The sequence below is a fragment of the Rhodopirellula europaea 6C genome (assembly GCF_000338295.1).
In the GTDB taxonomy this organism is placed as follows: Bacteria; Planctomycetota; Planctomycetia; order Pirellulales; family Pirellulaceae; genus Rhodopirellula; species Rhodopirellula europaea.
This window is the reverse complement of record NZ_ANMO01000025.1, coordinates 16,627-40,076: the sequence shown is the minus strand read 5'-3', so window position 1 is coordinate 40,076 and position 23,450 is coordinate 16,627. Positions and strand designations below refer to the sequence as shown.

Annotated in this window: 16 protein-coding genes and 1 tRNA gene; 13 read left to right on the top strand and 4 right to left on the bottom strand. The window is 56.1% G+C overall.

Annotated elements, in window-relative coordinates; translation table 11 throughout:
• Positions 1–2: 2 nt before the first annotated feature.
• Positions 3–1,127 carry a magnesium/cobalt transporter CorA gene (corA, locus tag RE6C_RS02215; RefSeq protein WP_039961000.1) on the top strand — a complete coding sequence of 375 codons (1,125 nt, stop codon included), beginning with the start codon at positions 3–5 and terminating at the stop codon, positions 1,125–1,127.
• A gap of 169 nt (positions 1,128–1,296) precedes the next feature.
• Positions 1,297–3,147: a phospho-sugar mutase gene (locus tag RE6C_RS02210; protein ID WP_008653437.1), complete on the top strand. Its 1,851-nt coding sequence runs from the start codon at positions 1,297–1,299 to the stop codon at positions 3,145–3,147.
• Between the two features lie 52 nt (positions 3,148–3,199).
• Here the strand turns inward: RE6C_RS02210 and RE6C_RS02205 are convergent, their stop codons facing one another.
• The gene (locus RE6C_RS02205; RefSeq protein ID WP_236617881.1) at positions 3,200–5,713 is read right to left on the bottom strand and encodes a DUF4159 domain-containing protein; all 2,514 of its coding nucleotides are present in this window, start codon (positions 5,711–5,713) and stop codon (positions 3,200–3,202) included.
• Here RE6C_RS02205 and RE6C_RS02200 point away from each other — a divergent pair.
• From RE6C_RS02200 to RE6C_RS02165, 8 genes are all read left to right on the top strand, one after another.
• Positions 5,712–6,815 (top strand): AAA family ATPase, encoded by a 1,104-nt coding sequence (locus RE6C_RS02200; protein WP_008663882.1) that lies wholly within the window; start codon positions 5,712–5,714, stop codon positions 6,813–6,815. The two genes, RE6C_RS02205 and RE6C_RS02200, sit on opposite strands and share 2 nt — an antisense overlap.
• Positions 6,816–7,071: 256 nt before the next feature.
• On the top strand, positions 7,072–10,158 hold the full coding sequence (locus tag RE6C_RS02195) for a PSD1 and planctomycete cytochrome C domain-containing protein (protein ID WP_008653434.1): 3,087 nt from the start codon (positions 7,072–7,074) through the stop codon (positions 10,156–10,158).
• Between the two features lie 44 nt (positions 10,159–10,202).
• On the top strand, positions 10,203–11,570 hold the full coding sequence (locus tag RE6C_RS02190) for a DUF1501 domain-containing protein (protein ID WP_008653433.1): 1,368 nt from the start codon (positions 10,203–10,205) through the stop codon (positions 11,568–11,570).
• A gap of 305 nt (positions 11,571–11,875) precedes the next feature.
• Complete coding sequence (locus tag RE6C_RS02185; protein WP_008653432.1) at positions 11,876–13,351, top strand: SMI1/KNR4 family protein; 1,476 nt, start codon at positions 11,876–11,878, stop codon at positions 13,349–13,351.
• 39 nt (positions 13,352–13,390) lie between these two features.
• Entirely contained in the window at positions 13,391–14,200 is an 810-nt protein-coding gene (gene cysC, locus RE6C_RS02180; RefSeq protein WP_008653431.1) for an adenylyl-sulfate kinase, read from the top strand.
• Between the two features lie 89 nt (positions 14,201–14,289).
• Positions 14,290–16,173, top strand: a complete 1,884-nt coding sequence (locus RE6C_RS02175) for an ABC transporter permease family protein (RefSeq protein ID WP_008653430.1) — start codon at positions 14,290–14,292, stop codon at positions 16,171–16,173.
• Between the two features lie 23 nt (positions 16,174–16,196).
• A complete protein-coding gene (locus tag RE6C_RS02170) occupies positions 16,197–17,417 on the top strand; it encodes a CNNM domain-containing protein (RefSeq protein WP_039960999.1) in 1,221 nt (406 codons plus the stop codon).
• Positions 17,414–18,355: a CNNM domain-containing protein gene (locus RE6C_RS02165; protein WP_008653427.1), complete on the top strand. Its 942-nt coding sequence runs from the start codon at positions 17,414–17,416 to the stop codon at positions 18,353–18,355. Before RE6C_RS02170 ends, RE6C_RS02165 begins: the two co-directional genes overlap by 4 nt.
• Positions 18,356–18,431: 76 nt before the next feature.
• Here the strand turns inward: RE6C_RS02165 and RE6C_RS02160 are convergent.
• Positions 18,432–18,518: transfer RNA gene (locus RE6C_RS02160), tRNA-Ser, on the bottom strand.
• Between the two features lie 281 nt (positions 18,519–18,799).
• Here RE6C_RS02160 and RE6C_RS02155 point away from each other — a divergent pair.
• The 3 genes from RE6C_RS02155 to xerC all read left to right on the top strand — a co-directional run bounded on the left by RE6C_RS02155 (position 18,800) and on the right by xerC (position 21,340).
• Positions 18,800–20,092 (top strand): hypothetical protein, encoded by a 1,293-nt coding sequence (locus RE6C_RS02155; protein ID WP_236617878.1) that lies wholly within the window; start codon positions 18,800–18,802, stop codon positions 20,090–20,092.
• A gap of 71 nt (positions 20,093–20,163) precedes the next feature.
• Positions 20,164–20,409, top strand: coding sequence for a hypothetical protein (locus RE6C_RS02150; protein WP_231846438.1), 246 nt, complete (start codon positions 20,164–20,166; stop codon positions 20,407–20,409).
• A 28-nt stretch (positions 20,410–20,437) separates the two neighbouring features.
• Entirely contained in the window at positions 20,438–21,340 is a 903-nt protein-coding gene (gene xerC, locus RE6C_RS02145) for a tyrosine recombinase XerC (RefSeq protein ID WP_008653420.1), read from the top strand.
• A 62-nt stretch (positions 21,341–21,402) separates the two neighbouring features.
• Here the strand turns inward: xerC and rpiB are convergent, their stop codons facing one another.
• Together rpiB and RE6C_RS02135 are read right to left on the bottom strand one after the other, a co-directional pair.
• A complete protein-coding gene (rpiB, locus tag RE6C_RS02140; protein ID WP_008653419.1) occupies positions 21,403–21,876 on the bottom strand; it encodes a ribose 5-phosphate isomerase B in 474 nt (157 codons plus the stop codon).
• Between the two features lie 542 nt (positions 21,877–22,418).
• Entirely contained in the window at positions 22,419–23,447 is a 1,029-nt protein-coding gene (locus RE6C_RS02135; RefSeq protein ID WP_008653417.1) for an AAA family ATPase, read from the bottom strand.
• Between the last annotated feature and the right edge of the window lie 3 nt (positions 23,448–23,450).

Sequence of the window (23,450 nt, the reverse complement as noted above, 5' to 3'; positions counted from 1 at the left end):
CGATGGGATCGATTCCGGGGAAGTTGCCACTGCGTCTTCGTGTGCATCGTCCACGCTGGGCTCGTTCGCGTTCCAAAATTGGAAACGTTCCTGGTGATCTGTCGGGCGATGTCTCGTCGAAGAAGAAGGACACCGTCCCCAGTCACATTCGTGTCATCCAGTACGACGGACGGACGCATACCAACGAAGTCGTTGAATCCATCGAGTTTGATGACTCGGCCAATCCGGACGTTGTGACCTGGATCGATTTGCATGGCATCCGGGACATGGACGCACTGCGTTCACTTGGGCGACGATTTGGTTTGCACCCGCTGGCCCTGGAAGACGTGGTGCAGATGGATCAACACGCAAAGATGGAACGCTACGGCGAGACGTTGTTTTTTATCGCCCGGATGCCGGTTGGTGACAACGGCTTTCACACCGAACAAGTCAGCATTTTCTTGGTCGGCAACACCGTCATCACGATTCAAGAGAAGGTCGGGGATTGTCTGGATCCCGTTCGCGATCGGATCTCCCACGCACGGGGACGCATTCGAGATCGCGGCGCCGATTACCTGGTTTACGCCGTCATTGATGCGATCATCGATGGCTACTTTCCAATCATTGATCGCTACGAAAGTCACTTGTCCGAGATGGCCGAATTGCTGCAGGATGCGGACAACGACAATCTTCCGATGCACCTGCACCACATCCGAGCGGACTTGTTAGCGATTCGGAAAACGGTCCAGCAACATCGCGACGCGTTGCGGTTGTTGTTGCGGGAAGGCGATGGCATTTTGGCCAATGACACGCGTTTGTATCTCCGAGATTGCCAGGACCACATCGGGCAATTGATGGAAGCCGCGGACACCGACCGCGAGACCTGCGGCGAATTGCGAGAGCTGTATTTCGCGTTGTTGGGGCAAAAAAATAATGACGTGATGAAAGTGCTCACGATCATCGCAACGATTTTCATCCCGATGAGTTTTGTCGCTGGGATCTACGGGATGAACTTCGACCAGAAGGCGTCACCGCTGAACATGCCCGAACTGGAATGGAGTTTTGGTTACCCGTTCGCTCTTTCAGTGATGATGGTTTTGGCATTGAGCCTGCTGTACTTCTTGTACCGCAAAGGATGGTTGGGGTAGCAGGTTTGGTCTGAATCGGCCGGTTTTTGAGGCCAAATGCAGGCGATTTCGCCCGATGAATGGACCACCGGATCGCGCGGACGTTAGGTGGTGAGACAGTCCGTCGGGGCGTAGAATCTGGGCCCACTGATTCGACCTGTCTCCCCGTTATCCCCGGTGCGATCTCATCATGACTTCTGGTTCCAACCCCGTTTCGTCTCCTTCCATGACCGTCGACGAAGCCTTGGCCGCAATCGATCAAGCTTGCCAAGAAAAGAAGCTGACCGCTGGAGCCGTTGAAAACATTCGATCTTGGTTGACCGAAGATCGATATCGCGAATATCGCGGCCAAACGATTCAGCACATCGCCGATGGCATGTGGCAAAAACTGGATGACGTTTTTTGGACGATCATTCCATTCGGTACCGGCGGACGTCGCGGTCGGATGTACGAAATTGGATCGAACGCAATCAACGACCGAACGATCGGTGAGAGCGCCCAAGGGTTGGCGGATTACGTGGTTCAATACCACGGCGGTGCCAAGCAACTGTCGTGTGCGATCGCTTACGACACGCGTCACAAGTCTCGTCACTTCACCGAGTTGTGCGCCGGCATCATGGTTGCTGCCGGGTTCAAGGTTTATTTGCTGGATGATTACCGGGCGACGCCACAGTTGTCTTTCGCCGTGCGTCACTTGAACTGCGATTGCGGCATCATGGTGACGGCCAGTCACAACCCACCGAGCGACAATGCGGTGAAGGTTTATTGGTCCACGGGCGGTCAAGTTTTGCCTCCACACGACAAAGCGATCATCGATGGAGTGATGAGCTGTCAAGAAATTCGCGTCACTCCATTCGCGGAAGCGATGGCCGACGGGCGCATCGAAGTGGTTACCGAGCAAATTGATACGGCTTTCATTGACGCCGCGTCGCAGTGTGCATTCGAAGGTTCGCGTGATGTCAAAGTTCTCTACTCGCCACTGCACGGTGTCGGCGAAGAAGCCGTTGTTCCGTTGATGAAGCGAGACGGTTTCACACAACTTGACGTCTACGAAGGGCACCGCGAAAAAAGTGGGGACTTCCCGAATGTTCCCGGGCACGTTTCCAACCCCGAGAACGCGGCTGTTTTCGAAGCTCCCATCGAAACGGCGCGTGCGGGCGGATATGACCTGATTTTGGCAACCGATCCCGACTGCGATCGGTTGGGCGTGGCCGCTCCATTGACGACCGATCCCAGTGGCGAATGGGGAACATTCACCGGCAACCAGATCGCTGCTTTGCTGGCGGACTATGTGCTGGAGCAAACAGTGAAGTCGGGCAAGCTGACCGATCGTTCCTACGTGATCAAGACTTTGGTCACCACCGAATTGGTTCGACGGATCGCCGAGTCGCACGGTGCACGCTGCGTTGGCGATTTGTTGGTCGGATACAAATACATTGCTGAGGCGATGGATCGCGAAGGCCCCGAAGACTTTGTCTACGGATGCGAGGAATCGCACGGTTATCTTGTCGGCACTTACGCTCGGGACAAGGACGGCGCGGTCGCTTGCATGTTGATGGGCGAGTTGGCGGCGAAGTTGAAAGCCGAAGGCAAGTCCATGCATGAGTACATGGCTGGCTTGTATAGCAAACACGGTTTGCATCGCGAGAACTTGATCAACGTGTTCATGGAAGGCAGCGAAGGGATGGCTGCGATGCAAGGCTTGATGAAAGCTTTCCGCGCCGAGCCACCAAAATCGCTGGGCGGAATCGCGGTCGCTCAAGTACGAGACTACGGTAGTGCGACGATTTTGAACGTCGCCGATGGTTCCACTTCGCCGCTGGAAGGACCAAGTGGCAACTTGGTCATCATGGATTTGGAGATGGACGGCAACTACGTCGCGGTTCGTCCCAGTGGCACGGAGCCCAAAGTGAAGTTCTACGTGTTCACTCGTTTGGAAGCCGCCGAGTCGCAAGACGCGAGTGCAGCGGACATCAAGCTGTCCGATCGCTTGCGTGCGATCGAGGAAGACGTCCGTGACTTCGCTCGCCTGCACTCCTGAGACGCGTTGAACTCTTGAGACTCGTTGAACTCTTGAGACTCGTTGAGTCGTCTCAGCGGTTGAGCGAATAGAGAATCAAGCCGGCCAAGATTCGGGCGGCGTCGGTGGTGTTGTAGCCCGGGCATTGCACCGAGTTTTGTGACTCCAGTGCACAACTAAGATCGAGCGGCGAGTAGTACACCGCCGCTTGGTCGTCGACCTGCAGTAGATCGACGATCGGTGTGGATCGTACGCGACTGATCTTGAGCGTTTGGTTTTTCTGACGTTCGCCAGATTGGTTTGTTCGCCGGATGGTGACGTCACTTAAATCGTAGCCGCCGTATCGAGTTGTCCAGGCGGGATGTTCTTTTTCCATCGGCTCGAATGACTCGCCGGAGAACAGGTCGCCAAGTTGTGAGCGGATGGATGTCCCGAATGCTTCGCTGCCGCAGATGGGGCTGGCGATGATGATGCCACCTCGGGATGCAAATGCTCGCAACGCATCTTTCTCAGATGGTTTGAGATTCACCGCGGTTTGTCCGTGCAGATACAGCACCCCCACGCGGGCCAGTGATTCCTCGGTCAGCTCAATCGGATCGTTCACCGCGATGACTTCGATCGCCAGCTTTTCGCGAATCAGCGTGGCGGCATTTGGGAGAGCCCGCAGGACTTGTTTTTCGCCCGCACCAAGTGCACCGACGGCGATTGGGATGGCTCCGCGTGTGGGTGGAGGTGCGGTTGATCCATCGACGATTGATGTTGCATCGAGCTTGTTCTTGAGTTCTCGTCCGGTCGCATAAGCGATGATGTTTTCGCCGATCGAAATGCCCGCTTCGATTTGAGGTCGCAGGGCGGTTGGCATGTCGCCGTTGCGAAGAAGTGGTCCGCTGTGTTGCCATCGACACGACAAACTTCGCGGCGAATAGAACACCGGTGTTCGGCAGCAGGCACCGATGCCGTAGACCCAGTAGTCCGTGCCGATGGCTGTTGGATCAACGGGACGCTCGGCGAACCAAACCGGATGGGACGGTGGCAAGCGTTCAAGTTGGTTGCCGGGAAACCATCGTTGACTGAGGTCGATCACGCTTGCTTGGAAGCCAGACGCATCGCCGCATCCGTCTCCACCGATCGCATCGAACAAAATCGTTCCACCTTGATCGATGTATTGCTTCAGTGTGTCGACCAGTTCATTGCTGAATTGAATTCTTTGCGACCCACGAATCACGATCACGGGAACTCGCAAGAGATCGGCGACCGAGGCACCTTCGGCTTGGATCGTCTGCCAAGTCAGTTCCTGCGACCAGTCGCGTTCGACGTGTCGCACCAGTTGCTTGAGCGAAGTTGAAAACGGAATGGAAGCGGTGTTGTTTGCATCGAGTGTTCGAAGCGATGGATGGTCGAGTTGCCCCACGACCACTTGCCGTTTGCCTTTGGAAAGGAACAGCAACGCAAACGAAGTGGCGACTTCCCGTTTGCTTTCCGCGGGCCCCGAACCGATCCAGAATCCGCGAAAAGCGTCTTGGAGGCCTACCAAGTGTTCGGCGCCTTCGCGGTACCAATCATGTCCACCGATCAAGCGACGACCCGACAATCGCCCGACTCGTTCGATGGCGTACAGGTAATAGAAGTCGCTCGATAAAGTGCTGCCGGGGTTGGTATCGACCGTGAAGATTTTGCTCAGAAACTGAAATCCATCTTCAATTGCGGGATCACCGGTTTGTTCGTTGCAGCACTGAAGCGTTTTTTGGTCGCTGTCGAGCGTGCTCAAAGCGTCTTGCGCGATCAGCAACGAACCGATTCCTGCACAAGTCATGCTGCCGGTTGGATCGTTGGATCGGTACGGCCAGCCTCCTCGCTGCAATTGCAAGTTCCGCCAATAGGCTTGGGCTCGTTGGAACACGGCGGGGTCGACTTCCACGCCTCGGTTGACGGCTTCTCCGAGAGCTAGCAATGCGAATTGACTGTTCGATGGATCGCCATCGCCTCTGCGGTCGCCGTAGTCCCACGCTCCCGGGTTTCTCGAATTGGCGGCTTTTTGATTTTCGGTCAACCAAGCGACGTTGCGACGAATTCGCGGCAGGTCGCCGAGAGCACCGACATGGCAGAAGACCAGCGTTTGCAGACTGACGGCGTAGGTTTGTGTGGGCTCGTAGCGGCGAAGGTAGTTCAGCGCGCGGACCATGTCAGGATCGTTGCGGGACACTCCCGCGTTGAGCCACGCGAGGGTGCAAAGTGCCGACAAGCCGCAGGATTGGCCGGTAAACTCATCCCATCCTCCCCGGTCGGTTTGCGACTTGCGAAGGTATTCGACTCCTCGATCAATCGCTCGCTGTACCGTGGGAGCATCGATGCGACCGCGATTGTTTTGAGCTGCGCAGTGTGGAGCGGTGGTCGTGAGCGTGGTGGCGATGCAAAGCACAACGATGATTGCACACCGATATCGCTTGGTTGCCGCAAGGCGTAAACTGCGAAGACTCCCGCATGCGAGCGTTTGGCCGGAATGGTTTGGATCCATGACGCCATCGATTTGAGCCGTGCGGTGACAACCCGTGTGACTCGATACATTGTGATTTGGACTGTGATTCATGGCTGATCCTTCGGTTCCGACCCCTCCACCAATGAACCCCGCCGCAGGAAATGCAGCGTCAAATGCGAGTTCGGGTGATGCGTCCAAGCCCCGCAATTTGGCAGACGTGTTGCGAGAGTTCTCGGAACATCAACAGAAGATGCGGGATGAGTTGGCAAAGGTCATTGTGGGCCAAACAGACACGATCGAACAGTTGCTAGCGGCCATCTTTACTCGAGGCCACTGTTTACTCGAGGGTGTACCGGGGCTGGCCAAGACTTTGATGGTCAGCACGCTCGCGAATATTTTGGATGTGTCGTTTAAACGGGTGCAGTTCACGCCCGACTTGATGCCGTCGGACATCACCGGGACTCAGGTGATGGAAGAAGAGGAATCGGGACGGCGAAGTTTCCGGTTTGTTGAGGGGCCGATCTTTGCCAACATTCTGCTGGCCGACGAGATCAACCGGACGCCACCGAAAACCCAAGCGGCTCTGTTGGAGGCGATGCAGGAACGTCAGGTCTCGGTGGGACGGGAGACGCACGCTCTTCCTGAGCCGTTTTTTACAATCGCGACGCAGAACCCGGTCGAGCAGGAAGGCACGTACCCGTTGCCGGAAGCCCAACTCGACCGATTCATGTTCAACATCAAAATCGATTATCCCTCGGCTGAGGAAGAAGAAAAGATTCTGATGGCGACGACGCGAGGTGAGTCGGCGACAGTGAACAAAATTCTCTCCGCACGAGCGATTTTGAATTGTCAGAAATTGGTCAGCAGCATTGCGGCCGGACCGCTTGTGATCCGATACGCGGCCCAGCTCGTCCGGGCGACGCGACCTTCGGATGAGTCTGCACCGAAGTATGTTCAAGAACTCGTCGATTGGGGGGCGGGGCCTCGCGCCGGGCAAAACTTAATCGCCGGTGGCAAGGCCATCGCGGCGATGAATGGCCGGTTCAGCGTGGAGCCTGGCGACATTCAGAAAATTGCTTTGCCCGTGTTGCGGCACCGGATCGCGACCAACTTCCAAGCCCAAGCCGAGGGGATGAATACGGATTCTGTGATTCAGCGGCTATTAAGCGACATCCCAATTCCGGAACCAGCTAAAATGGAACGCTCCAAATGACGAGGGTTTTTGAGTGCCAGGATTCGTTGCGGCGTGAGCGTTGACGCGGCAATCGAGTTGTGCCCCCAATCCGAGTCATTCCCGCCTGATGCCCACCCGACAAATTTCTGCTATGTCGTATCGCTCGCAATACCAATCGAAATGCCGCCGTGCGCGATCGTTCCAAGCAAGCGTCCGTGAGAAAAGTGTCAGTTATCTTCGGGGGGCGATGAGAGATGTACCCGGTTTGCCGAAAAGGTACCTGACACCTTTCTTGATGTTGTTGGCGGTGACCTGTTGGGCGGACGATGAATCGGATCAGCGGGAGTTTTTTGAGAATCGCATTCGACCGTTGTTGAGCGAACATTGCTACGAGTGCCACGGATCAGATGTCGATGAGCGGCAAGGCAGCTTGAGAGTCGACCACGGATCGTTTTTGCTGAGCGGTGGCGATTCGGGACCCGCCCTCATCGCGGGCGAGGTTGACGACAGTTTGTTGATCGAGGCGGTTCGTTTTGAATCTTACGAAATGCCGCCATCGGGCAAGCTTTCCGATGAAGATATCGGGGCGTTGGAAAAGTGGGTTGCTGACGGAGCCTACTGGCCCGAGGAACCGTTGCCCGAAGGAGCCGAAGGCGAAGTCGATTCGTTTGACTTGGACGACCGTCGCGAAAACCACTGGGCGTGGCAGCCGGTCCGTGACAGCACACCTCCGGCGGTCAGCAATCCGGAGTGGACTCGTGATTCAATCGACCGATTCATATTGGCTGGTTTAGAAGACGCGGGGCTTTCGCCAGCAAACCCAGCCGACCGAAAGACGCTGGTACGCCGGTTGACTTTTGCATTGACAGGCTTGCCACCGACACCAGAAGAGGTTGCAAAGTTTGAGAGTGATTCACGTCCGGATGCGATGCACCGTTTGCTGGATCGGCTGATCGCTTCGCCCGAGTTTGGCAACCGTTGGGGCCGGCATTGGTTGGATTTGGTTCGCTATGCCGAGTCGCGCGGGCACGAATTTGATGCCGACATTCCGAACGCGTCGCAGTACCGCGACTATGTCGTGCGAGGGCTTAATTCGGATGTGCCGTATGACCAATGGGTGAGAGAGCACATCGCTGGCGACCTGATGACTCAGCCACGAATGAGTTATCAGGGACCGGAGGGTGGAGCCCCGTTCAATGAGTCGATCTTGGGAACAGGTTTTTGGCATCTGGGCGAATGGGTTCACTCGCCAGTCGATATTCGAAAAGATGAATCCGATCGCATCGACAACATGATCGATGTGATGTCGAAAACGTTTCAAGGCGTCACGGTCGCGTGTGCTCGATGTCACGACCACAAATTTGATGCCATCTCGACGGCTGATTACTACTCGCTGTCAGGCTTTCTGCAGAGCAGCGACTACGCCGAAGTTCGTTTTGACACGATCGAGCACAATGGCCGCGTAGCGAATGAACTTCAGAAACTGGATGAAACCTATCGCGAAAAGTTTGTGACGACTTTTGCGGATCTGTATCGGGCTGCTGAGCTCGATGAGTTAAATGTTGACTGGCCCGAAGCGGTTGTGAATTCGTTTGATGAACTGAACGCGGAAGACTTCCGGCAGAACGGTTTCATTTTTGGTGCCGGGCCTCTCATCGCGGGCGATCCACAACTGATCCCGTCGAACGAGGCGGATGCTGCGGATGCAGACGTGATCGCTCAGCAATTGGTCACGCTGACCAAGAACGCGGTTGCAAAAAACGATGAAGCTTGGAACGGATTGAAGTCCATTCGATCCAAGAGTACCAACGCGCGGGGCAAGTTGAAGGCTTACCCACGTCCAGGCCGAACGCTGCGTTTACCGACGTTTGAATTGACCGAGCCCGTCGTTTCGATTCGGCTTCGTGGAACGGGCAACGTATTCGCATGTGTTGATTCACACCGACTAGTGGACGGTCCGTTGCATGGCGAAACAATCGTCAAGTTCAAAGAAGTTGACGGCTGGGTCCAAATGAATCTTGGCCGATACATCGGCCATCGATTGCACTTGGAATTCACACCGGCTGAAAATCAAAGCATCGAAATTCTTTGTGTGGCTCAGTCATCCAAGGAGGATTTGGGAGAAACCCGGAAGGAAATTCAAAGTCGGCTCGATGCGGAAGCGGAACGAATTGCTTCGTTGGAAGAAAAGATCCGAGAGCGAGTTGCCTCGGACGAATCCATTCGATCGGAAGTTGCACAATGGCAATCCGAGTGGTCGACCCAACGTCAGGAATTGGCGTCGCAGATTCGAAAGCGATCGCGATTAGCGATTGGCATGATCGACGGTAGCGGTGAGGACGCGGCAATCTTGATTCGCGGCAATTCATCCAGCGAAGGCGACATTGAACCTCGGCATTTTTTGACCGCCATCACGGGCGGTGAACGCATCGGCGACGCGACCGGAAGTGGTCGCTTGGAACTTGCTGATCAAATCAACGATCCAAACAATCCGCTGACCTCTCGGGTGATCACCAATCGTCTATGGCATCATCTTTTGGGACGAGGCATTGTGCCGACCACGGACGACTTTGGTGTGTTGGGGATGCGTCCGACGCACCCGGAATTGCTCGATCACCTCGCCACGGACTTTGATCGTCATGGTCGTCATCTGAAATGGATGATTCGGCGAATTGCTCTGACAAACACCTATCAGATGTCGATACAAAGTGTCTCCGAAGAGATGGCCTCGCATGCCGAGTCGGTTGATCCCAAGAACGAGTTGCTGCACCACAGCAATCTGCATCGGCTGGAGGGAGAGGTCATTCGCGATAGTTTGTTGGCGATCTCTGGTCAGCTCGATCGATCGTTGGAGGGTGATTCGGTACCGATTCACTTGACATCGTTCATGAACGGTCGAGGGCGTCCCGCGAAGAGTGGTCCGCTGGATGGGGCTCGACGACGATCGATTTACTTGGCCGTCCGACGTAATTTTCTGTCGCCGATGATGAGCGTGTTTGATACGCCCAATCCTTTCAGCACGATGGGGCGTCGCAATGCGTCCAACGTTCCGGCTCAAGCATTGGTGATGCTCAACGATCCATTGGTGAAAAAACAATCGCAATTGTTTGCCGAGCGAGCGATGCGAGAAGTGCCGCCCAATCATTCCTCGGGCTCCGGCGAGTCTTCGCGTTCGGCTGAGACGATCACCGTTGAGCAGCGAATCGACTGGATGTTCTGGACCGCGCTCGGACGTCCGGCGGAAGAGGCCGAGTTGAATTCCATTCGGGAGTACATTCAGGCATCCAGTGAGGCTACGGGAGCGACCGTGGATGATGTCTCGTTGTGGGCCAACGTGGCTCATGCCATCGTCAACACCAAAGAATTTATATTTGTGCCATGACCGGTCTTTCAACTTTCGGGCATCCGTCCATCAGTCGGCGTCAGATGTTGGCTCAAACTTCCATGGGGTTTGGTGGCGTGGCGTTGGCTGCGCTCATGAACGAGGCATCCGCTGATCATGCGGGACATGGCGTTCATCATCCGGCGAAGGCGAAGAATGTCATCTTCCTTTACATGGATGGTGGACCGTCACAGATCGACACGTTTGATCCAAAGCCTTTGTTGACCAAGATGGATGGTCGCGAACCGGGAGATTTGTTCCGCGTCGAGCCGACTCAGTTCAACAACAACGGCAAAGTTCTCGGCAGCCCGTGGAAGTTCAAACAACACGGTGAGAGCGGTATTCCGGTCAGCAGTTTGTTCCCGCACGTTGCCGGATGTGTGGACGAGCTGGCAGTGGTTCGCTCGATGGTTTCTGAGTTTTCCGAGCACACGTTTGCAAACTATTTTTTGCACACCGGCAGTGGATTGCAGGGGCGTCCAAGCATGGGCGCTTGGGTGAACTACGGCTTGGGTTCGGAGTGCAACAACCTTCCCGGATTTGTTGTCTTGAACGGAGGTCTGATTCCTCCCGGTGGGCTGGATTGTTTTGGCAACGGCTTTCTGCCGGCGACCTACCAAGGGTCTGTCTTTCAGCCCCACGGAACCGCGGTTGCGAACATCAAGTCACCTGAACCGGACATCGGACGCCAACGGGCACATCTCGATCTGATCGGCAAGTTGGATTCCGAAGCGATGCGTCATGGACTGCGGCACGATGCAGTTGAATCGGCAATCGCGAATTATGAACTGGCGTTTCAGATGCAAGCGGCGGTTCCGGAATTGATGTCGATTAAAGACGAACCGGAGCACATTCGCAAACTGTATGGATTGGACGCGAAGTACAAGCCGACCCAAATCTATGCGGCTGAATGCTTGATCGCCCGCCGGCTGATCGAACGCGGCGTGCGCTTTATCGAGTTGACTTGCCCGCAAGTTGGCGGGGACCGTTGGGACCAGCACAACAATCTGAAGGCCGGGCATGAAAACAACGCCCGTGCGGTCGATCAACCGATCGCCGGATTGCTGAAGGATTTGCGTCAACGCGGGTTGCTCGATGAGACGTTGGTCGTTTGGGCGGGCGAATTCGGCCGAACGCCGTTTGCTCAAGGAGCCAATGGGCGTGACCACAATCCGTTTGGTTTCTCGATTTGGATGGCTGGCGGAGGGATTCGGCCGGGCATCACTTACGGTGCAACGGACGAATTTGGCTACAAAGCGGTCGAAAACCGCACCGAGATTCACGATTTGCACGCGACGATGCTGCACCTGATGGGCGTGGACCACACGCGGTCAACGTTCCGGTTCGGTGGGCGTGATATGCGGTTGACCGATGTGAAGGGACACGTGATGGACGCGGTCATTCAGGGCTAAGAATCGCCTGAATAATCAGTGCTGAAATGTGGTAGTGGATGGGATTTCGGTAGTGGACGAGGCAACGGGTCCTTGAGCATTCGATTCGTTGCCTCGTCCACTTCATCGATTGCGCGGGATTCATAGCCTCGTCCACTACCCAGTACGGTGATTGTTGTTCACCCGACGCGAAGGTGGGGCGAAGCAGCCCTGACGCTCTTGCGGTAACTTCCTATCCAGGGTTAGTGTTTGGGCCAACGCCAGATGCTCTACAATCTGTGTTGCTTTGCTTTTCTCCTCTTTTCTGCTGTCGCACACCGCAATCTGTGTCTGATCCTCTGGACGATGCCGAGACACCCACCGGCCCGAACGCTTCCGTTCAATCAGGTCGGGCGTTGGATGCTGCGCCCAAGTGGTCTGAACAACTCGAGCGACGGTTTGGATTGACTCTGCAACCCGATTTGGTTTCGTGGTTTGACGACGAGGTTTGGCGAACACCCGGGAATGGTGAGTTCATCGTTGCTGTGTCGCCGGAAACATTGCTCAAGCCGATCCCAGATCCGGTTTGGCCGCCGTTGATGCCGCCCAATTTCCTTCCGCTGGTGGGCAGCCACGCTGGTGATTGGCTGTGCCTGCGATTGGTAGATGGCGAGAACTCATCGTCTGAAATCACGTACGATCTGTGCCATTGGTATCACGGCGGAGGCGACTGGCTGCCATGGGGAAGCTCTCTCGCCGAAGCATTGTTGTTTGATCAAATTTTGCCGTACCTTCCGGCCAGCGATCAGCGTCACGCGATTCCCTCGCCGATGGACAGTGGGCGTCCGTCGCAGCCTGGCGCGAACGCTTGGCAAGATTGGATGACACGATCATTGCCCGATGCCATTCGTCCGATTGCAGAAGAGCAACGTTGGCGAGCCGGAGACACCGATTGGATTGACGCGTTGATTGAGGCGGGTGTTTGCAACGTCGCGATTGCTTGCCAATTGGTGATTGACGCGTTGAGCAACGAGCTGACACATCGTTTGAAGCCGGCCGATGCGAATCGGATGGGAATCGCATGGAACGACATCATGCGATGGGGATTTGATTTGCGATCGCTGCCCAACGAGGTTGCTCAGCGATTGCGGGACGAAGGAGTTGCACAAGCGGATGCCATAGATCCTGCTCAACAGGATTGGCAGCGAATCGAGGACCTGTGTGAGCGGGCTCATGCTTTGGTTCCCGAGTTGGCTTGGGCGGCTGAGTTGCTGGGGTACTGCCGTTTGCAACGCGGTGATTCAGCCGGAGCTAAGGTCGCGTTTTTGAATTCATTGCGGTGCAGTGTTTTCACTGACCAAAGCGTTCGACTACGGACTCATTGGGCGACATCCGGATCGGATGGAATGGCCAAGTTCGGTGCCTATTGGTTGTGCCGCGAAAATGAGTCTTCGTCGGCATCGTGGGATCACGCTTCGGGCGAAAATGGCGAGAATGCTTTTGCGGTAGCCAATGCGGTGCCCAATTCCATTTTGATGACTGAGTACCTGGACTGTTTGCAGAACCGAGAAGGTGGTTCGGTACGCAGTCGATTGACGTCGTTTTTCTTGGACCGCGCCGAACAGAACGCCAACAATGGCGAAACGGCCGAAGCGGTTCGCTGTCTCTATGCCGCTGGATGGGATTTGGGCACCGAGCCGATGACGTTGTATGCGGACCTGCTCGGGCGATTGGTCGATGCGACGCAAATCGCCGGGTGGACATCACACGAAAATCTCGCTCGGATGCACCGAGATTGCTTCCGAAAACGATACGGCATTTGAGTCTTCCACCGGCGTCGATTGCCGGATTGTGCAATTAGGATGGACGACGTCAATGCTGACGTGGCCGATGAACATTCACCCTGTCATTCCCAATCAATCGAAAACATGAGCCAGCCCAACTCTGACGACTCCGCCGCCAGCAGCGCACCAAAAGCCGGCGACGGCCAAGACGATGTGCAAAAGAACATTGTTTGGCACGCCCACACAGTTTCTCGTGAAGACCGCGAAAGCAAATTGGGGCAACGCGGTGTTGTGGTTTGGTTCACTGGGCTGAGCGGGTGCGGCAAGAGCACGATCGCGAATGAGTTGGATCGGTTGCTGATTGATCGTGGAGCAACGTGCACGTTGCTGGATGGCGACAATGTGCGTCATGGTTTGTGTGCTCCTCCGTCCGTGTTGCAAGAAGAGCATGGCGAGGAGTTCGCCGGGCGGTTTGGATTGGGGTTTGGTCCCATCGATCGTGAAGAAAACATTCGCCGGATTGGTGCGGTCACCGAGTTGTTCGCATCGGCTGGCGTGATCGTTTTGGCTGCGTTTGTGAGTCCCTATCAGCGCGACCGAGATCGGGTGCGAAAAACGATCGAGAGCAGTGGCCGAGCAGGTGATTTCCTGGAGGTTTTTGTCGACACGCCTCTGGAAATTTGCAAGCAGCGAGATCCGAAGGGGCTGTATCAAAAGGCGATCGCGGGCGAAATCAAAAACTTCACCGGAATCAGCGACCCCTACGACGCACCGCCCTCGCCTGAAATTCATTTGAAGTGGCGGAAGGGCCAGACGCCTCATGATCAGGCGACGGAAATCATCCGCGAAATGGAGAAACGAGGCGTTCTCGGGCCTGCAAAGGGGTGAAAATACTCGCCAAATCGAACCATTCTTGGAGTCAATGCTTAACGACTTGATTCTCGATTGGGCGGTGATGCATTAGACTGCGACCGCACGTGAATCCTCTCGGCGACCTCCTTCGGCAATTGCCCCACGGTTTGATCCCAGTCATGCTCGGCCCCGTTTTTCAACGCGAAGCATCCGTCGTCCCCAAGCGGCCGGCGACCTATGTCACACGCGGTGTCTATTTGATGGCACTGTTTCTGTTGCTATGCACCGGATATTTGGTGCTGGACGGTTCGCGTTCTTTGGCGGCCAACGCGGACGCGGCCAAATTTGGTGGCTGGATGTTCCGTTTGCTCGCTCCGCTTCAGTTGGTGATTTTGTCAGCGTTGGCGGCGGTGGGAGCGGCTAGCAGCGTGGCTCAGGAAAAGGACCGCCGGACCCTGATTTTGATGCTGATGACCCGTTTGTCGGGCTTCGAGATCGTTGGCGGCAAAGCGGCAGCGACCCTGTTGTCACCGTTTGCACTTTGCGTCATTTCTTTGCCGCTGTTTCTGACGTTGCCCTTGTTGGGCGGAGTCGCACCGGGACAAGTCTTGGCCGTTTTCGCGGTCACGTTGGTCAGCGTCGTCGTCTCCGCCGCGGTTGGTACCGTGGTCGCGTTGTGGCGAGAAAAAACATTTCAGTCGATCGCTCTGACGGTATTGGTGTTGTTGCTGTTGGTTGCCGCGGGCGAGATCGCGGCGTCGATGTTTGGGGACGACTCCAAGTGGGCGATGGCGATCAGTGCTCCACGAGCTTTGTTGGCGGCGACCAATGCGGATGCGGGTTGGGCAGCGTTTCTGAGTGACGGCGGCGGATTATTTGTGCTCGTTGGCAGCGTTTTGTCAGCCGTGATTTTGGGAATCGGAATCGCCAAGGTTCGTGTGTGGAACCCATCGCGTGAAGTTCGCATGAAAGCACCCGAGGCCGAAACCAGCGAAGAGTTTGAAAGCGAAGCGTTCCAACGCGATCGCGAGAAAGATCCTGAGTCCTGGAAAGTCCGGCAGCCTCGGCCGGTTTGGGACAACCCAATCCTTTGGCGTGAGATTCGAACTTGGGCTTACGGACGAAAGATCATTCTCATTCGAGCGGTCTTTGTTTTGATCTTCGCAATCATTGCCACGGCGGTTTACCTGCAGGTGGAAAGCGGCGTCGCGATGGAACCAGCAGGCCGCATTGGACGAGCCTTGCCCGCGGTAACGATTCCGGTCGCGGTGCTGGGCGTGATCAGTTTGGTCTTGGTCAATGCATTGGCCGTGAACGCGGTCACCGGTGAGCGAGATGGGTTGGCGTTGGACTTGTTGTTGGTCACGGACCTTCGACCCAGCGAGTTTGTATTCGGCAAACTTTGGGGCGTGATGTACGCGGCGAAAGAGATGATCATTCTGCCGATGTTGCTCACGATCTATTTAGGGCTGTCTGGCGTGATGACCATCGAAAACATGGTTTACACGCTGTTAGGCGGATTCGCCTTGGTCGTCTTTGTTTCCATGTTGGGAATTCACTCCGGGCTGAACTATGTTTCAGGCCGAACGGCGACACTGGCCAGCCTGGGAACCGTGTTCTTCCTTTGCGTTGGCATCGCGATTTGCATGACGATCATGGTCAGCTTCCGTGGCGCGTTCCAGCTTCAGTTGGCACCGTTCTTGGTGATGATCCTGGGCGGTGGGCTGGCTCTGTTCGCCGCACTTGGGTGGCGAAACCCGTCGTCGGCGATCTTTGCCGCGTCCTTTGCATTGCCGCTGATCACGTTTTACGCGATCACTCAGTTTCTGCTGCAAACCGATCACTTGTGGGTCGTGTTTAGTCTGCTTGCCGGTTATGGATTCACGACCGCAGCGATGATGATTCCCGCGCTCAGCGAATTTGATGTGTCGTTGGAACCAGACCGCGGCAATGAGACAACGCGAACAACGGGTGACAGTCCCGAGGCGTTGCCGGGGACCACGAATTGAGCGAGCTGATGTCGAAGTGGCCAATGTTGGCCGCGATGCTCGTACTCATTGTCGCTAGCGGGCTGTTCAGTGGCAGCGAAGCCGCTCTGTTCTCGCTGAAAGAACGTGACCGAAAACGAATCGGTCGCAACGGAGCGGCGGGACGTGTGGTGACGTTGTTGCTCGCGGAGCCGGATCGATTGTTGGCTGCGATCCTGTTTTGGAATCTGCTGATCAACATGACTTACTTCACGTTGGTCGCGATCGTGTCCGCCGATCTTTCGCGCCCGGGAATTTTTACGCTGGTTTGTTTGCTCACGATCATCTTCTTCAGCGAGATGTTGCCCAAGAGTTTCGCGGTGATGACGCCGACGCGAATCGCTTTGATGGTTGGCGTTCCCATGACCATTGCGGTCGGTATCGTTTCGCCCATCTTGCCGTTCGTGAAATGGGCCAACGAAGCCGCCGGGCGTTTGTTGTGGCCGACGTTTGAGCCCGAGCCAGAGATCGAGTTGACGGACATTGAACGTGCGATCGAACTCGGGACCGACGATGCAACCTTGCTTCGACGAGAACGATTGGCACTGCGGTCGTTGGTGATGATGGCTGAGATTCAAGCCGACGAAATGATGCGTCCGCGCAGCAAGCTGATGATCGTTTCGCCTCCGCTCAAAACATCTCTTTTGGCGGAAGGGTCGCCTCCTGGTGGCTATCTGATTGTCGCGGATCCCGAGGATTCTTCTGGCCAAACCATTCTCGGTTCGATCGCGGTTCGACTGCTCAGGCCGCAACAGATCGACGATTTGCCTTCGGCGGTGGAGAAGGTCTTGCATGTGCCGTGGTCTGCGAAAATCGCTCAGGTTTACGACCAGTTGGACGAACAAGACATCACGATGGCGGTTGTAGTCAACGAGTTCGGTGAGGTCGTTGGTGCACTGACCGTTGACGACATTCTGCGAGGCGTTTTGGCGAGCACGGATCAATTGGACGCCGCAGAAGATCAAATCAAACAATTGGGTGGCAAGCACTATCGAATGCCTGGGTCGACCAGCCTGCGTGCACTCGCGAAAACGTTGGAAATTGATTTGCCCGAAGAACGCACGGCGACCGTTGGTGGGCACATTCAGCGTCACAACGAACGCGTTCCGCGTGCCGGTGATGTGGCTCCGTTGGCGGAATACGAGTTGGTGGTGACGGAAGAGGACGAAGACGGGATCTGGATCGAAGCTTGGTTGGGTCCTGACTCGGAGCGTCCTTCATCATGATGTTGGCTGTTGGAGTTTTTCTTGTTGGATTGATGCTGTCCGCTTTTTTCAGCGGCAGCGAAACCGGGCTATATCGGGTCTCACGCACGCGATTAGTGCTGGATGGACTGAGCGGTTCGTTCGCCGGTCGAGGACTGGTGTGGATGATCAATCATCCAGCGATCTTTGTTGCCACGACTTTGGTTGGAAACAACCTGGCGAACTATCTGACCAGTTTGGCGATCGTGATGTTCGTTGGTGCATTGATTGGCGGAGGCGAAGCGATCGAATTGGCTGCCACCGTGATGATGACGCCGGTGGTCTTTGTGTTTGGTGAGTTGCTGCCAAAACACCTGTTTTATCAAGCACCTTATCGACTCTTGCGAGGCACCCGTTGGTTGTTGTTGATCGCGACGATCGTGTTTTCTCCGATCTCGTTGCTGCTCAGCTTGCTGGGCAATGCGCTGCAGAAGCTGACCGGTGAAACGCCGTTCCGTTTGCGTTTGTCGATGGCACGTGGTGATTTGGACCAGGTGCTTCAGGCGGGGCAAGACGCGGGGATTCTGGCGGTGGGACAACGCAATTTGGCCCAGAATGTCTTTGATGTTGGCAATGGACCGGCCGTCCAGTTTGGCGTGCGTCCCGAGCGATTGGCGGTCGTGGATTCACCCGTCGATTTGGAGCTCGCCCGCCGCCAGGCCCGCCGGCAAAATCACCCCATTATTTTGGTGCGTCGCAAAGGCCGGATCATCGGTTTTTACCGCTACTCTGATCTGGTTTATCAAGACCAGGTTCCAGCGCCGCTGCCGATCGTTCGCGGTGCGTTGACCGACCGGCATCTAGGCGTGCTGTTGCGTTTGTACGACGCCCACAGCGACGTCGCGGTCTTGTACGAAGCCAGTGGAAAGATTGGCAGCGTGGTCACTCGCCGGCAATTGTTGCAGCCACTGCTTGGCTGATTCGCGGCCGGAATGGCTCACGCAATTGCCCCGCGGATCTTCGCCATTCATCGAGAACGTCCGAGATCAAAAGAAGCGGATGGGGTGGGATTCGAACCCACGGTAAGGTCTCCCCTACGCTAGTTTTCAAGACTAGAGCCTTCGTCCACTCGGCCACCCATCCGGAACAGGGATTTTAGCAGGCCGCCGCGACTTCGCCCAGACGAGAAGCGACTCGGTGGCGAGAGCAGTGCGGCCTTTTTTGAGGTGTGGATGTTGGTCTCGCCGGATGTAGCCGCTTCCTGGTTCGGAAGCTGGCGTTACGGAGCAAGTTGCCCGACTATTCGTTTCAGGAGAAAGAGCGAAATTCTTCGGATTGGGGTGAAGAAATGGGGGGCGGTGGGCCGATGAGAGTTGTGGGGGTGGAGACATTGCGCGGTGACCGAGGGGTCGATCGTGAAACACATGGCTCGCCAAATGACATTCTTGCTCGCGTCCGCTTGGACTCGCACCACGATGGTGTGGGTGTGTCTGAGTGTATCGCTGTTGAGTGGATGCACGCTGGTTCCGGAAACGCGTCAGCGAGACACGCTGCACAACCCCTTCCCGCAAATGAAACGGGTCGCGGTGCTGCCTTTCTACAACCAAAGCCACCAGCCCAACGTGGACGGCGAGGCAGTCGCACGATCGTATTACGCCGCTTTGCAAGCAATTCCGGGCTTTGAAGTGTTGCCGGTGGGCGTCACCTCGACGCAGTATCGAGCCTATTCGATGCAGTACGGTGAACCTCGTGTCGGAGCCGATTTTCAACGGCTCGCACAGATGATGGATGTCGAAGCGATCGTCGTCGGATCGGTCACTGATTTCGACGCTTATTATCCGCCGCGAATGGGGATGACCGTTCACTGGTACGCTGCCAACGAAGGGTTTCACACGATTCCGCCCGGGTACGGTTTGCCTTGGGGGACCGAAGCCGAAGAGAAAATTCCAGCTCGAATCGTTCGGGAAGCTGAATTTGAATTGGCTCGCAGCCAGCTCAAGACGCAAATCCCACAACGAATTCCCCTGGCAACACCGGTCGACAAAGCGGCGGAAGAGGTCGAGACACCGGAGCCCGACTTTGCCAGTTCAAACCCATTGCGAAAAGAAGCGGATCCCTTTGGTGATGAGGAATCGCCCGCCGGTCCCGAATCCGCCGGCGTCATTCGCTTGGTGGATCATCATTCCTATCAAGCGGAAGTGGCCGAGCACCAAGTCATCAGTCCCACGATGGCTCCATCCATCAATGATGGAGAAGTCGTGTGGGAAGACGGCACTGGTTGGCAAGAACAAGGCATGGGCTGGGAAGGCGACGTGATCGTTGACGGCTCGGTCGATGCCGGTGGCGTGATGTATGAAGAAGCCTGCGGATCCGAGCCGTTTGCCAGCATGGCACCCCTGCCACCAGCCTGGCCCGACCCGACGGATTTGATTCCCGATCCGCCCGCGATGGCACCGCCCGCGATGATCGTTCAACACGATCCCGTGATCTCGCACACTCGCCTGTATCGCGGCGACGATCCTTACTTCACCCAGCGTTTGGCAGACTACGTTGAGACGGGGGATGACGCACGGGGGATGGCTTGGCAGGGTTATATCAAACGTAGCGATGATTTCATTCGTTTCTGTTGTCACTTGCACATCGTCGAAATGTTGGAGTCGCGGGGTGGTCGTGACCAAAGCGACCTCATACTGCGATGGCCCGTGAGCCGATACTGAGCAGCATCGCGGGAAACTCCCAGCGGAAGTTTCTCCGGACCCGCGACATTCGCACTCAGGACGATCAAACGATGGAAAAGGAAGTCAACGTGTTAGCCTTGGTCAAAGGCGAAGAACGTTTCATCTTCTTGTTCGACGACGAGAACCGTGACGAGACCCTGCGTCAGTTGGCACGTTTTGCTGCCAATCCGGAACTCGATTTCTCGTGGTATGACGCTGCGATGTTGTCTCGCAAAATTCGCGAAACGGTTGTGGTGGACGACGAAGTGTCGGCGAGCTCAGAGTTTGATTCGCTTTCCATTGATGACTTTGTTTGAATCCATCCGTCAGCAGTGAGTCTCGATTTTGGGAACGGCGATCACCCGATTTCTGCAGTACATGGCGACCGAACGCAATGCGTCTGATTTGACGATCAAAGCGTATCGGGAAGACCTGTTCGCGTTCGCGGAATGGATCGGACAAGCCGAGACGGGACGCATCCAACTGGATTCATTGACGCCACAGCAATTGCGTCAATTTCAAGCTGCACTTCAACAAGCCGGCTACGCTCGCACGACCATCTCGAGAAAGCTCGCCTCGTTGCGAAGCTTCTTCAAGTTCGCCATGCGAGAAGGAATGGCGAGCAGCAATCCGGCCAAGCCGCTGCGGAATCCACGAAGCAACCGCAAGCTTCCTCACGTTTTGACCAGCGACGAAGTCGGCCGTCTTTTGGTTGCACCGCCTGCGATCAGCGAAGCGGGACTTCGTGATCGAGCGATCTTGGAAACGATGTATTCATCGGGACTGCGGGTCAGCGAGTTGGTGGGACTTCGCGATGGTGATTTGGATTTCTCCCAAGGGATCACCCGAGTCCGCGGAAAGGGACGCAAGGAGCGGATCAGTCCGCTGGGTTCGTACGCGATCAAAGCGATCCAGGCTTACGCTGGACGTCGCAGCCGATCGCCTGAGGCTGAAAAGCTTGGCCGATCGGCTCCCGTGTTTGTCAATCGGTTTGGCAACATCCTGACGACTCGCAGCGTTGGTCGGATGCTCGAGAAGTACATTGCCAAGGCGGAGCTGGATACGCGGACCAGCCCGCACACATTGCGGCACTCCTTTGCAACTCACCTGCTCGATCGCGGCGCGGACATTCGCAGCGTGCAAGAATTGCTGGGTCACAAATCGCTGACAACGACCCAGATCTACACGCATGTCAGTGCAGCAAATCTGCGTCAGGTTTATGAGAAGGCTCACCCTCGGTCGGCGTGAGAACGCGTTCGGCGATGAGCCAATGATTTCGTGAGCTCACGGAACCGATCTGCTCCGATGGCTCAGTCGCACTCGAGTGCCAGGATCTTGTCGAGTCGACGCTGATGGCGTTCTTCGGGAGTGTATTTGGCGTTCAGGAACGAGGAGATGATCTCGAATGCCAGCTCGCTGCCGATGATCCGGCCGCCGATGCACAGCACGTTCATGTCGTCGTGCTCTACGCCTTGGCGCGCGGAATAAGTGTCGTGACAGATCGCCGCGCGGATGCCGGTGATTTTGTTGGCTGCGACGCTGACGCCGACACCACTGCCGCAAATCAGCAGCCCACGATCGGCTTCGCCGCTGTTGATTCGCTCGGCGACTTCGACAGCGAAATCGGGGTAGTCGCAGGAGGTTTCGTCATTGGTTCCGCAGTCGGTCAGGCTGATGACCTGCGATCCGAAACGCTCGACAACGAGTTGTTTCAGAGCGAAACCGGCATGGTCGCCACCAACAGCCAGGCGAATGGGCGAGACGGAATCCGCATTTTGCGACATAGGACCAAGTACCGACGAAAGAACGAGCCAAAAAGAGATGCCAAGAAGACGCCACAAGATAGTCGTTCGGCGTCGATTCGTAACCGGGGCTTGAGATCCACGTGGGAAATGGCGGGCGGGGTGATTGCAAATTGCAAAATGGACATTGCAAATTGGCAATTGTGGATCGGTGAAAATCTTGCGGCTTGGTAGACCTGAATCATTTTGCAATTTGCATTGGGAAATTTGCACTTTGCAATTCCCCACCGCGTCTCCACGACGGCCCCTCCGGGGCGACCGTTTGGGTTTGGGCATGGTTCTCGGGGCTTCCGCCCCGAGCTATGGACGACGGCCCCGTCCGGGGCGAATTGGCGTGATTGCCAGGTGGGAAGTGGCGGACGGGGTGATTGCAAATTGCAAAATGGACATTGCAAATTGGCAATCGTGGATCGGTGAAAATCTCGCGGCTTGGTAGACCTGAATCACTTTGCAATTTGCATTGGGAAATTTGCACTTTGCAATTCATCCACGGTCCCCGTCCGGGGCAATGTTGCGCAATCCCTTTAAATGAGATCGTCGTCGTCCTCGTCTTCGCGATCGGGATGCAGTGGATCATCGGAATCGAAGAACAGGTCTGCTAGTCCCAAAGGCACCGCGTCGCCGCCGAGCGTGCGTTTGCGGCGTTCTGCGAGTGATTCCAGATCGACTGCTTCGTCGCCGAGGCACTTTTCGAGGGCTTCCTGCCAGGCGGCATCGTGAGCGACCGGATGCGACGGGTTTTGCTTCATTCGCTTGATCGCGAAACGCAGCAGGTTGATACCGTCTCGGGGGGAAAAATCGAGTTTCAGTTCGTGCGAACGCTGCAGGAAATCGACGGTCAGCGCCAACATCTCTGGTTCGGCAAACGGCAGGTGGTACTGCAGGATGGCCATCTCGTCTTGCTTGTTTGGAAACCCAACCTGCAGTGTCGGTTGCAGTCGACTGAGAATGTAATCGGGGATTTCAAACGTCGACTCGTCTTGGTTCATCGTCACTGCTGAACGGAATTCAGGTGACGCGGGAATCGTGATTCCGGCGACGATGGATTCCACGTAACGGCGGGTGTCGAAAAGCGGTGCCAGCGACGCCCAAGACTTTTCGTTCATCCGGTTGCCTTCGTCCAAGATGCAGACGCCGCCGGTGATCATCGCACTGACCAGGGGCGAAGCATGGTAGGCAATCTCACCACCGCGACTGAGCACGGGTGTGATCAACAAGTCTTCCGGTCGAGTGTCGGCGGTGCACTGGTAGATATACAGCGGCAGACCTTGACGCTTGGTCGCCGCGATCGCGAGTTGTGTTTTGCCAACGCCCGGCGAGCCGATCAAACGCGGCGTCAGGGGGATGTCGGTTTCGTCCACCGTCAGCCAGCAGGCCAACAATTGCATCAGCAATTCGTTTTGGCCAATCCAATCGCCTGCGGCCTCGTATGGATGAGCGAGTTTGAGTTCAACGCCACCAATTTGAACCACTTCCGGTTCGCGAGCAAAGCGATCCGACTCGGAGTGTTTCGAGGAGCGTTCTTCGGATGGATTCGGCGAAGGCGAATTCATGGA

Excerpts from the sequence above, each read along its gene's own strand:
- RE6C_RS02150 (WP_231846438.1), top strand. The coding sequence starts at position 20,164 with ATGGAAAAGGAAGTCAACGTGTTAGCCTTGGTCAAAGGCGAAGAACGT.
- RE6C_RS02190 (WP_008653433.1), top strand. The coding sequence starts at position 10,203 with ATGTTGGCTCAAACTTCCATGGGGTTTGGTGGCGTGGCGTTGGCTGCG.
- rpiB (WP_008653419.1), bottom strand. The coding sequence starts at position 21,876 with ATGTCGCAAAATGCGGATTCCGTCTCGCCCATTCGCCTGGCTGTTGGT.
- corA (WP_039961000.1), top strand. The coding sequence starts at position 3 with ATGGGATCGATTCCGGGGAAGTTGCCACTGCGTCTTCGTGTGCATCGT.
- RE6C_RS02205 (WP_236617881.1), bottom strand. The coding sequence starts at position 5,713 with ATGAATCACAGTCCAAATCACAATGTATCGAGTCACACGGGTTGTCAC.
- RE6C_RS02135 (WP_008653417.1), bottom strand. The coding sequence starts at position 23,447 with ATGAATTCGCCTTCGCCGAATCCATCCGAAGAACGCTCCTCGAAACAC.
- RE6C_RS02165 (WP_008653427.1), top strand. The coding sequence starts at position 17,414 with ATGATGTTGGCTGTTGGAGTTTTTCTTGTTGGATTGATGCTGTCCGCT.
- RE6C_RS02155 (WP_236617878.1), top strand. The coding sequence starts at position 18,800 with ATGGCTCGCCAAATGACATTCTTGCTCGCGTCCGCTTGGACTCGCACC.
- RE6C_RS02200 (WP_008663882.1), top strand. The coding sequence starts at position 5,712 with ATGGCTGATCCTTCGGTTCCGACCCCTCCACCAATGAACCCCGCCGCA.
- cysC (WP_008653431.1), top strand. The coding sequence starts at position 13,391 with ATGGACGACGTCAATGCTGACGTGGCCGATGAACATTCACCCTGTCAT.
- RE6C_RS02195 (WP_008653434.1), top strand. The coding sequence starts at position 7,072 with ATGTTGTTGGCGGTGACCTGTTGGGCGGACGATGAATCGGATCAGCGG.
- RE6C_RS02210 (WP_008653437.1), top strand. The coding sequence starts at position 1,297 with ATGACTTCTGGTTCCAACCCCGTTTCGTCTCCTTCCATGACCGTCGAC.
- RE6C_RS02170 (WP_039960999.1), top strand. The coding sequence starts at position 16,197 with ATGTTGGCCGCGATGCTCGTACTCATTGTCGCTAGCGGGCTGTTCAGT.